The sequence below is a fragment of the Robinsoniella sp. RHS genome (assembly GCF_001029355.1).
In the GTDB taxonomy this organism is placed as follows: Bacteria; Bacillota; Clostridia; order Lachnospirales; family Lachnospiraceae; genus Robinsoniella; species Robinsoniella peoriensis.
This window is the reverse complement of sequence record NZ_JNGB01000077.1, coordinates 1-9,900: the sequence shown is the minus strand read 5'-3', so window position 1 is coordinate 9,900 and position 9,900 is coordinate 1. Positions and strand designations below refer to the sequence as shown.

7 protein-coding genes are annotated in these 9,900 nt (G+C 41.6%); all 7 read left to right on the top strand.

Going from position 1 to position 9,900, the window contains the following annotated elements; genetic code table 11:
• The coding region (locus tag RHS_RS21435; protein ID WP_047834324.1) for an alpha-amylase family glycosyl hydrolase at nt 1-1,645 on the top strand (1,645 nt) is incomplete at its 5' end.
• Between the two features lie 237 nt (nt 1,646-1,882).
• Entirely contained in the window at nt 1,883-3,307 is a 1,425-nt protein-coding gene (locus RHS_RS21430; protein ID WP_044297480.1) for an extracellular solute-binding protein, read from the top strand.
• 72 nt (nt 3,308-3,379) lie between these two features.
• Complete coding sequence (locus tag RHS_RS21425; protein WP_027295009.1) at nt 3,380-4,282, top strand: carbohydrate ABC transporter permease; 903 nt, start codon at nt 3,380-3,382, stop codon at nt 4,280-4,282.
• A 3-nt stretch (nt 4,283-4,285) separates the two neighbouring features.
• A complete protein-coding gene (locus tag RHS_RS21420; protein ID WP_027295008.1) occupies nt 4,286-5,134 on the top strand; it encodes a carbohydrate ABC transporter permease in 849 nt (282 codons plus the stop codon).
• Between the two features lie 120 nt (nt 5,135-5,254).
• Nucleotides 5,255-7,117, top strand: coding sequence for a sensor histidine kinase (locus tag RHS_RS21415; RefSeq protein ID WP_395023261.1), 1,863 nt, complete (start codon nt 5,255-5,257; stop codon nt 7,115-7,117).
• Nucleotides 7,117-8,676, top strand: a complete 1,560-nt coding sequence (locus RHS_RS21410; RefSeq protein WP_047834323.1) for a response regulator — start codon at nt 7,117-7,119, stop codon at nt 8,674-8,676. Before RHS_RS21415 ends, RHS_RS21410 begins: the two co-directional genes overlap by 1 nt.
• Before the next feature lie 368 nt (nt 8,677-9,044).
• A partial coding sequence (locus RHS_RS21405) for an RNA-guided endonuclease TnpB family protein (protein ID WP_047834322.1) occupies nt 9,045-9,900 on the top strand: 856 nt, incomplete at its 3' end.

The following is a 9,900-nucleotide window of genomic DNA, read 5'->3' as shown; positions in this document are numbered from 1 at the left end:
ATATTTTTACATTGGAGACCATGCTTCCGGTGTGAAAGACTGGAACAAACGTCCTGCATATATGGGAATCCGGGAGTTTTACGGCGGAGACCTTCAGGGTGTAATGGATAAGCTGGATTATTTACAGGACTTAGGCGTGGAAGTTATATATTTTAACCCGATATTCGTTTCGCCATCCAACCATAAATATGATATACAGGATTACGATTATATTGATCCCCATTATGGGAAAATTGTAAGTGATGGGGGACAGGTGCTGGAACCCTGGGATAAAGATAATACACATGCGACAAAATACATTAAGAGAGTAACCGACAAAGAGAACCTGGAGGCAAGCAATGCATTTTTTGCGAAGCTGGTAGAGGAAGTACACAACCGTGGGATGAAGATTATCCTGGATGGCGTGTTTAACCATTGCGGATCTTTTAATAAATGGCTTGACCGGGAACGGATCTATGAGAACCAGCCGGGATATGAAAAAGGGGCTTATATTGATAAAGACAGTCCTTACCGCAGCTTTTTTAAGTTTAACAATGAACATGAGTGGCCTTATAATGCTTATTATGACGGTTGGTGGGGGCATGATACCCTTCCTAAGCTTGCTTACGAGGAATCTGAGAAACTGTATGAATATATCATGAGGATTGCCGGGAAATGGGTTTCCCCGCCCTTTAATGTGGATGGATGGCGCCTGGATGTGGCGGCTGACCTTGGATTCAGCAATGAATACAATCACAAGTTCTGGAAGGAGTTCCGAAAGGTTGTAAAGAAGGCAAATCCAGACGCTCTGATCCTGGCGGAACATTACGGAGATGCAGGAATGTGGCTGAAAGGCGATGAATGGGATACGGTCATGAATTATGATGCATTTATGGAGCCTATGACCTGGTTCTTTACCGGCATGGAAAAGCATAGTGATGAATACCGTGAAGATATGCTGGGAAATCATGAGAACTTTGTGGGGGCGATGACCCACCATATGTCTAATTTCCTGGCGCCTTCCCTTCAGGTAGCCATGAATGAGCTGTCTAACCATGACCATTCCCGTTTCCTGACCCGTACCAACCACTGTGTGGGCCGTGTGGCGAATCTGGGATATGAGGCTGCGGAGAATTTCATTAATAAGGCTGTGCTTCGTGAAGCAGTGGTCATGCAGATGACCTGGCCGGGAGCACCGACGATTTATTATGGAGATGAAGCGGGTGTCTGTGGATTTACGGATCCGGACAACAGAAGAACTTATCCATGGGGACAGGAAGATCTGGAGTTGATCCAATACCATAAGGACATGATTAAGATTCATAAAGAAAATCCGGTGTTAACCCATGGATCTTTGAAGTTTTTAGACAGCAGGCGACATTGCCTGAGCTATGGAAGGTTTTCGGCAGATGAGCAGATGATTGTTATTTTTAATAACAGCGATGGGCAGCAGGAGTTTTCCATACCTGTATGGCAGGCGAATATCGGAAATGCTGACCGTCTGCTTCGTTTAGTTCTCACAGATGAGAATGGATATACGATGGAACCGCTGGTATATGACATATGCAGGGGAAGTGTGAATGTCACCATGTCCAGGACTTCAGCAATGATCCTGAAATGTGTGAAAACAGAATGGCCGGATCAGGAACCCGGTGAGTGCTTTTAAAAGTTAATTGATTAAAAAAGAGAAAAGACAGTCTGATAGCTGTTTTTTCTCTTTTTTTATTTCTTTATCTGTTCTTTGATATTCTGTCTGATATGCTCCCATCTAATATTTTCCAAAAGGTAAGAAAATTATATATTTCAGACATTTTATTAAATTTCGCTTATCCTTATCATGTGATAATATGTATTTACCATATAACAAAGCAAGGAAATTGTAAAAGAAAAAGGAGGATACACAATGAAAAAGAGATGGAGAGCAGTTGTATCATTGTCACTGGCGGCAGCTATGACGGCAAGCTTATGTGCCGGATGCGGCGGTTCCGGAACTTCAGGCACAGGGGCAACGGATGCAGGAACACAGGCAGCTGCGGATGGGGCAGACACAGATGCAGCAACTGCTGATGGGGGCGGGGACGCAGGTGAAACCAAAGCGGCAGACGCAGGGGCGAATAATGACAGCAAAGAGATCATTTTCTGGAATATCGGTACGGAAGACCCGGATAAATCAATCATGCAGTATGCCGTAGATAAATTTAATTCCGAGACCCAGTCAGGCTATACCGTTACTTCTGTTCCCACACAGAATGATACTTACAAGGAAAAACTGGTTATTGCAATGAGCTCAGGTGAATGTCCGGATATGTATACCAGCTGGTCGGGAGGACCAATGTTTGAATATATCGATTCCGGATATGGCCAGCCTATCGATGACTTATTCAAAGGCAGTAAGGTAGAAGAAAAAGCAATGGATGCGGCAGTTGCACAGTCAACCTACAAAGACCATATTTATGCAGTACCTGTTTTGAATGTATCTATTTCCGGTATATTTTACAATAAAGAAATGTTTGAAAAATATAATCTGGAAGTTCCAAAGACAGTTTCGGAACTGGAAAAGGTTTGTGATACTTTTGTTGAAAATGGCATTACACCATTTGCCCTTGCAAATGCATCCAAATGGACCGGTTCAATGTACTTTATGAGTCTTGCAACCCGTTATGGCGGACTGGAACCATTTAGTAAAGCTGCGGACGGCACAGGATCATTCGAAGATGAATGCTTTAAATATGCAGGGGACAAGATCCAGGATTGGGTAAAGAAAGGTTATTTCCCGGAAGGTGTTAACAGTTTAAGCGAGGATGACGGACAGGCAAGACAGCTGATGTATCAGGAGTCGGCAGGAATGCTGTTATGCGGATCCTGGTATACCGGAAACTTCCAGAACGACAGTAAGGAATTCTATGAAAAAATTGGCTGGTTTTCTTTCCCGGCAGTCGATGGTTCAGATGCAGATGCGTCTATCCAGATCGGAACCATCGGAGATCAGTTTATTTCCTTTAACTGTACCGATGATAAGTTAAAAGCAGCTTTTGAATGTGCAGAACATTACTATGATGATGAAGCTACACAGCTGATGGTTGATAAAGGCAAAATCCCGCCTGTAAAGGGTGTAGAATCTTTGATTACAGATCCGGTAGCGAAAGATATCCTGACCGCAGCAAATGACGCATCATCCACACAGCTGTGGTATGACCAGTACCTTCCGCCTGCAGTAGCAGAAGTGCATAAAGATACCTGCCAGGAGATTTTTGGTCTTACCATGACTCCGGATGAAGCTAATAAGAAACTTCAGGAAGCAATGCAGAGCTATCTGGCTGATAAGTAAGTTAAACAGCAGAAATCAGGGGGACTCAGGACACGCTTTAGAGTCCTCCTTTCAATAAAAGGAGGTTATTCGATGGATGGTAAAGAGGTTTCCCTGCTGAAACAAAGACAAAGAGCCACCAGGAAGGCAGCAGCCATTTTCCTGGCACCTGTAATTATTTTATTGATCGTATTTATTTTTTATCCTATTCTCGATACGTTTAACACCAGCCTTTATAAATGGAATGGGATCTCTTCCAGTAAGTCTTTCATTGGGCTGGGCAACTGGTCTACACTGGTTAAGGATGGAAGTTTCTGGATAGCGTTTCGAAATAATATAGAGATTATGATCCTTTCGATTGTGATCCAGATTCCAATTGGTCTGGCATTGGCAACATTCCTGGATTTTGGCGGGAAGAAAATGAATTTATTTAAAGTACTCTGGTTTATACCATTGTTAATGTCTTCGGTAGCGATTGGTTTCCTGTTTTCTTATGCGTTAGCTACAAATGGCGGCATCATCAGTACCATCGCCAAAGTATTCGGGGGCGGCAACATTGACCTTTTGGGTAATCCCCGGACAGCGTTATTAACGGTTATCGGTGTTATCTGCTGGCAGTTTACGCCTTTCTACATGGTTTATTTTATGGCAGCATTCACCAATGTTCCATATGATGTATTTGAAGCTGCCCGCATAGACGGGGCAACAAGAGGACAATATTTCTGGAAAATAGCACTTCCATTATTAGTACCATCCATGAAGAGTGCAGCAATTCTGTCTATGGTAGGTTCCTTAAAATATTTTGATTTGATTTATGTTATGACCGGCGGTGGTCCCGGTACTTCTACGGAATTAATGGCAACATATATGTATAAACAATCCTTCAAGACGTTCAACATGGGGTATGGATCTGCGGTAGCAGGCGGTATGTTTATCCTGATTACCCTGGTATCCCTTATTACTATGAAAATATTAAATGGAAAAAAGGAGGCGTAATTCATGGATCAATATAAAAAATCAAAAATGAAAAGTGTGATTTGCTGGGTTATTGCCTTTGTTTTTGCTATCTTTTATCTGATAATATCATTTATGCCATTTGTGTTTATGGTGCTGAATTCCTTTAAAGAAAAATTTGAAATGCTGGTAAAAGGAATTTTCAGTCTGCCGGATGCTTTTAATCTGGATAATTACCAGGCGGTATTTGCGGGGAATTTCTGGAAGTTTTTTGGAAACAGTGTGATTGTACTGGCTGTTTCCCTGACAATACTATTATTTATCTCTGCCTGTGCATCTTATCCATTGGCCAGATTTAAGTTTAAGCTGGCAAATCCGCTTTATGCAATGATTGTGGCATGTATGTCTATACCGATACATATTACTTTAATCCCGGTATTTAAGATGTCCCAGAGTACCGGACTGTATGACAGCATCTGGGCATTGATCGGTCCTTATGTGGCGTTTGCAGTTCCTATCTCAGTATTCATTCTCACCAGCTTTATGCAGGGAATTCCAAGAGAGATTGAAGAGTCAGCGGAGATAGACGGATGTAATAAGTACAAGATGTTCTTTAAGATGATTTTACCGCTTGCAAAACCCGGACTCTCTACACTTGCAATTTACAACGGTGTTAATATGTGGAATGAGTTCAGTTTTGCTTATACCCTGACCCAGTCCACACAGAACAGAACCCTGCCCCTGGCAGTCTGGGAATTCCAGGGACAGTATTCTATGAATACACCGATGATTATGGCTGTACTGACCCTGACAGTTTTACCGATGATTATCATGTTTATCTTCTTCCAGGATAAGCTGGTAAAAGGTATGACGGCGGGAGCCGTAAAAGGCTGAAATGGACTTTTAGACAATTGTGAAATATAATAAGGGAATGCAATAGCAGGAAGTTCATACTGCAAACAGAATCATGGAAAACCATAAGACGATTTCACCTTCAATCAGGTGGAATCGTTTGTGTACTTTAAAAGGATGGCAGGTGGTGCGATGTTTAAAAACTTGAGAATTTACTTTGAACGCATGAATTTTGATAAAAAGATGAAATTTTTCCTGTCCATGGCGGTAGTTGTCAGTACCATGTGTATTTTGAGCATCTCCACGATTTCTTCTGTTAAGTCTGTTCGTGAGAAGACGATGGCACTAGCTATGGAACAGATTAATACTTTGGCAGAGAATTATCAAAGTGGCTTGAATAATTACAAGGCAATTGCCTGGTCAATTGTCATGGATAAAAATGTACAGGCATATCTAAAGTATAATAATGCAGCCGGAAAGGACACTGACAAAAACAGTGTGCAAAGCAGCGAGGAAAAGGCGCAGTCTGCCATAACCCAGGTAGAGAATACCAACAAGGCCACCAATACCCTGTCTAACGTAAAGAATCTGCAGTCAAATCTGAATTTCCTGGGGGTGGTATCCAATACCGGCAGTTATCTGTATAAAGGGGATAACGGCCTGGCGGTAACAGGATTTGAGGAAACTTATCAAAAGGATTATGTCAATAGCAGCTTTGCCGGTTATGGGGAAATGCGTTATACCTATAACAATGCTTATTTTAAGGGCAGCCGATATACCCTTAATATTTATCAGCCTATCTATGATACCAGCTACGTAGGAAAAAAGCTGGGTCTTCTGTGTATGAATATCAACGAGACAACCCTGATTCAGATAGGCAGTAAAGCAAACCAAAAAATTGATTCGATCACCTGCCTGGTGGGGCTGGAAGGAAATGTAGTGACATCCTCGGAACCGGATTCCGTCATGGATGAAGTGGATTATAAAAATCTCTTGACAGGTACAGAAGGAAATTTTAAAAAATCAGGAAAATTATACCTCTATAAAAGACTTGGAATCTGGGATTTTTATATGGTGATGGTCATTCCGGAGTTTGAATTATACAGGGACAGCATTATGACTATGGCGATGTTATCCGTTGTGATTCTGTTTTTGGTGGCAATTGTACTGGTGCAGAGCAGCCGGATCGTCCATAAGGCATATCAGCCGCTGGATAAAGTAATCAGCAAGATGGACAGCGTATCTGAAGGAAAATTTGATACCCGTATAAAGGAAGAAAAAATGGGCCAGGATTTTCAGAAATTATCCCATGGATTTAACGAGATGATGGACCGGATTGTTGAATTAATGGAGCAGGTTAAGGTGGAACAGCATCAGATGGAACAGATCCGTTTTAATGCACTGCAGTCCCAGATACAGCCGCATTTTCTGTATAATACGCTGGACTGTATCCACTGGCAGACCCTTGCCAACGGAGATCTGGAAAGCTCCACCATGGTGAAAGCCCTGGCAAGTTATTACCGGATCTGCCTGAGTAAAGGAAAGGATATTATCCAATTATCCCAGGAACTGGAGCATATTAAAAGTTACCTCACCATTCAAAATATCCGTTATGATCACATCATACAAAGTGAAATTGATATTTCGGAAGAGTATTTCAATGTCAAGATCCCCAAAATGACTCTGCAGCCATTGATTGAAAATTCTATTTACCACGGGCTGAAGATTAAGGAAGGGAAGAAAGGAAAGGTGACAATCCGCGCTAATCAAGATGGGGAGGATCTGATCATTATTATGGCGGACAGCGGAACTGGTATGACCCGGGATCAGATTGATGAAATGAATGCGTCTATCTCCCAGTATGATGAGACCTTTGGATATGGAGTGAGAAATGTTAATAAACGGATCGAGATTCTGTATGGGGACGGGTACGGGCTGCGCTACAGCTGCAATGAGCAGGGCGGTGTGACGGTGCGGATACGCCTGCCTCTGGAGCAGGAAATACAATACAAGGGGGTACTTTAATGTATAAAGTGTTAATTGTGGATGATGAAAAAATGATACGTATGGGAATTAAAAATATAATTCCCTGGAATGCCATCGGTTTTCAGGAAGTGTTTGCCGCCGCTTCGGGAAATGAGGCATTGAAGATTATAGAAGAGCATATGCCGGATGTAATGATTACGGATATTCAGATGACAGAGATGACCGGTTTGCAGTTGATTGAACAGGTAAAAACCATTAAAAGTGATATGCGCATTGTAGTTCTGACCGGTTATGACAGCTTTGACTATGCCAGGGAATGCCTGAGGATGCAGGTAGTGGATTTTTTGTTAAAGCCCATCGATGAGGACCTTCTGACTCAGCTGATGAAGGATCAGGCGGAATATCTGGATCAGAAAAATCTGGAGGAGAAGCTCGCTAGCCGAATGCAGAGAACCCAGGGTGCATCTGCCCAGATGCAGCTGGAGGAATATATGCGGGATCTGGTACATAATCGTCTGGCAGATCTGTCAGGGTTTCAAAATCTGCTGCTGGAAAACCGTTATGCTGTGGAGCAGAAATTACAGATCGTGATATTGGTACCGACACTGTATGCGGATAATAAGGATATATCTGAAAATTTCCGTGCCATGTCCATCAAGAATATCTGCATTGGCATGGTGGATGCCAGAGAAGAAGGAATTACCTTCATGGATGACGATGGAAAAATTATTCTGGCATATTTTTCAGGAGAGCAGGCAGATGAGACAGTGGAGCGGGTAGAACAGCTGAATCATATTTTGAAAGATGAGTTCAACAGTATGCCAAAAGCTGTAATCGGCAGCAGTGTAGAGGGATTTAAAAATCTCTATGTCTCTTACAACGATGCCAAATATCTGCTGGAACATGAAAAAGAAAATATCCACGAAATTATCCAGTCCTATAATGCCCAGAGCAGAGTTTCCATGTTCCAGCAGATCTATATGGAGCTGAAAAATGTCATGACTGCAAATGTCGGTAACTCTGATTATGTATTAAAAGCATTCCAGACATTCTGCAAGGCAACAGAGTCATACAATTTATCCAGTGCGTATGTCCGCAGATGCTGCTTTGAGATAGCCGCAGTGCTGTACTTTTCTTATATCAGTGATTCCGGGGAAGCCACAGACAGTAAAATTAATGCCCTCCTGCAGTCCCTTTTGCATGCCCAGCGGGAAGAAGCCTGTGAAATTACACGTAATTATATCGTGCAGCTATTTAGTAAAGAAGAGTTAAACATTCATGAGATCGTATCAAAGGCTAAGAAATACATAGATCAGTATCTGGGAGAAGAACTGTCGGTAGCAAATATAGCAGCGGATCTCTATATTACCCCAAATTATTTTTCGCGGCTTTTTAAAAAGGTCTGCGGGGAAGGGTGCAACGAATACATCGTGCGCAAGAGGATAGAAAAGGCAAAATTCTTATTAGAAACATCAAATATGAAGACGGGGAAAATTGCAATGCTGGTGGGGTACCGGGATACGAATTATTTTTCATTGGCATTTAAGAAGCATGCCGGGGTTTCGCCTACGAAGTATAGGGAGAATGTTCGGGTGTGAGAATATTTCAAATTGTCTTTGGCGAAGGGGCAGACTTATTGCATATTTTTTCTTGAGGCTTTCGGGTCCATCAGCGTAGTGATGGACCCGGATTGTACTGTAAAGGGAAAATACCCTATCCGAAACATTTCTTGAAAAACTGCTTGCGTATAAACACTCTCTTTGCTATAATAAACTCACCAGCGGCAGGAAGCCGCACCATTTCTGAAATTCTGATATATAAATTCTAAGGATTCTTAACAGTACAGTTTCGTACAATATTCCATTATCCTAATTAACGCACTTAAGGTATAAGCAGTTAAATTTGTGAAAGACCAGTTGTAAGCGAGCAAACCAAGCAAAGAAAATGATTCAGGAGTTGTTAGAAAATGATACGAGCCAAGAGAATTAGATTATATCCTACCGGGGAGCAAGAAGAAAAAATGTGGAAGTCCGTAGGTACTGCACGATTTATTTATAACTGGACACTTGGAAAACAACAAGAGAACTACAAACAAGGTGGTAAGTTTATATGCGATAATGATTTAAGAAAACAAATTACCAATCTCAAAAAGAGCGACCTTGTTTGGCTAAGCGAAGTGTCAAATAACGTGGCAAAGCAGGCTGTAAAAGATGGTTGCGATGCTTATAAGAAGTTCTTCAAAGGAATGACTGAAAGACCTAGGTTTAAAAGTAGGAAGAAAACGAAACCTAGCTTTTACAATGATACGTCTAAGCTAAAGGTAAATGCAAAAGCTGTTTTATTAGAGAAGATTGGTTGGGTAACTATTAGACCGAATCAATTACCTCTATCTCCATGTAAATACATCAACCCCAGAATTTCGTTTGACGGGAAGTATTGGTATTTGTCCATAGGGTTGGACCAAGAACAGCCATATGTAGAACTTACCGGAGAAAGCATAGGTATTGATGTTGGCATCAAAGACCTGGCCATTTGTAGTAACGGCATGACATTCAAAAATATCAATAGGACAAGAGTTATCAGGCAAATGGAGAAAAGACTGCGTAGGTTACAACGCAAGGTATCTAACAAATACCAACAAAATAAAAATGGAAAGGAGTATGTCAAAACAAGTAACATTATAAAACTTGAAAGAAAAATAAAGTTATTGCATAGAAGATTAGCCAACATAAGAGTGAATCACTTGCACCAGGCAACGAACAGGATAGTGAAAACCAAACCATCTCAAATCGTTATGGAAACACTTAATATCAAAGATATGA